Here is a 1,721-nt window from a genome sequence, read left to right as displayed (position 1 = left end):
CGACCGGGCGGAGCGGATCGAGCGGATCCGCCAGGCCGCGTACCGGATCCGCCGCAACGCCCTGGACATGGGGCAGGTGCAGGGGCAGGGCTACATCGGGCAGGCGCTGGGTGTGGCCGACGTCCTCGCCACCGTCTACACCGATCAGCTGCGCTTCCGCCCGCAGGATCCGCACTGGCCCGACCGGGACCGCTTCCTGCTCTCCATCGGCCACTACGCCATCGCGCTGTACGCGGCGCTGGCCGAGGCGGGAACCATCCCGCTGGAGGAGCTGGAGACCTACGGCTCGGACGACTCCCGGCTGCCGATGTCGGCCATGGCCTCCTACACCCCGGGCGTGGAGATCTCCGGCGGCTCGCTCGGCCACGGGCTGGCCGTGGCCGCCGGGATGGCGCTGGGGCTGCGCCACCAGGGCAACGGGGCGCGTGTCTACGACCTGCTCTCCGACGGGGAGCTGGACGAGGGCTCGACCTGGGAGGCGGCACTGGCCTGCGCCCACCACGGCCTGGACAACCTCACCGCGATCGTCGACGTCAACGCGCTGCAGGCCGACGGCCCCACCGCCGGGGTGCTGCGCACCGAACCGGTGACCGACAAGTGGCGGGCCTTCGGCTGGCACGCCCTGCGCGTCGACGGCAACGACGTCGCCGCGCTCGTCGAGGCTCTCGACGAGCTGCGCGCGCACCGCGGCTCGCCCGGGGTGCTGATCTGTGACACCCGCATCGGCCGCGGGGTGCCGCTGCTCGAGGGTCGCGAGAAGGCCCACTTCATGCGGGTCGAGGAGCACGAGTGGCAGCTCGCCCGCACCCAGCTCGAGGAAGGACTGACCCGATGACCAGCACCGCGCCGAAGAAGCGGCTCACCACCTCGGCGATGATCGCCTCCTTCGCCGACCCCGGTCAGCGCACCACCAGCGCGCCGTTCGGGCACGCGCTCAACCGGCTGGCCGAGCAGCGCCCGGAGATCGTCGGGCTGTCGGCGGACCTCGCCAAGTACACCGACATGCACGTGTTCCGCGACGCCCACCCCGACCGCTTCTTCCAGATGGGCATGGCCGAGCAGTCGCTGCTCGGGACGGCGGCCGGGATGGCCGAGGTCGGCCTGGTGCCCTTCGCCTCCACCTACTCGGTGTTCGCCACCCGGCGGGCGTATGACTTCCTGTGCCTGGACATCGCCGAGCCGAACCTCAACGTCAACGTCGTCGGCGCCCTGCCCGGCCTCACCACCGGGTACGGGCCCAGCCACCAGGCGACCGAGGACCTGGCGATCCTCCGCGGCTGCCCGAACCTGACCATCGTCGACCCGTGCGACTCGGTCGACATCGAGCAGGCCGTGCCGGCCCTGGCCGACGCACCCGGCCCCACCTACCTCCGCCTGCTGCGGGGCGCGGTGCCCACCGTGCTCGACGAGTACGACTACCGGTTCGAGCTGGGCAAGGCCGCCGAGCTGCGCACCGGCCGGGACGTCGTCCTCGTCTCCACCGGGCTGATGACCATGCGGGCGCTGCAGGCCGCCGCCCGGCTGGAGGCCGATCACGTCGACGTCGCGGTGCTGCACGTGCCCACGATCAAGCCGCTGGACACCGAGGCGGTCCTGCGCGCAGCCCGCACCGACCGGCTCGTGGTCACGCTGGAGAACCACACGGTGATCGGCGGGCTGGCCGAGGCCGTCGCCTCCACGGTGGCCTACGCCGGGGTCGGGACCCGGGTGGTGCCCATCGC

Annotated in this window: 2 protein-coding genes; both read left to right on the top strand. The window is 72.8% G+C overall.

Annotation, left to right across the window (positions count from 1 at the left end):
- The coding region (locus tag ABQ292_RS26430) for a transketolase (protein ID WP_369210676.1) at window positions 1-835 on the top strand (835 nt) is incomplete at its 5' end.
- The coding region (locus tag ABQ292_RS26425; protein ID WP_369210675.1) for a transketolase family protein at window positions 832-1,721 on the top strand (890 nt) is incomplete at its 3' end. The genes ABQ292_RS26430 and ABQ292_RS26425, both read left to right, overlap by 4 nt.

The organism is Geodermatophilus maliterrae (assembly GCF_041018925.1).
Classification (GTDB): domain Bacteria; phylum Actinomycetota; class Actinomycetes; order Mycobacteriales; family Geodermatophilaceae; genus Geodermatophilus; species Geodermatophilus maliterrae.
The sequence above is the reverse complement of the archived record's forward strand: the minus strand, read 5'-3'. Positions and strand labels throughout refer to the sequence as shown.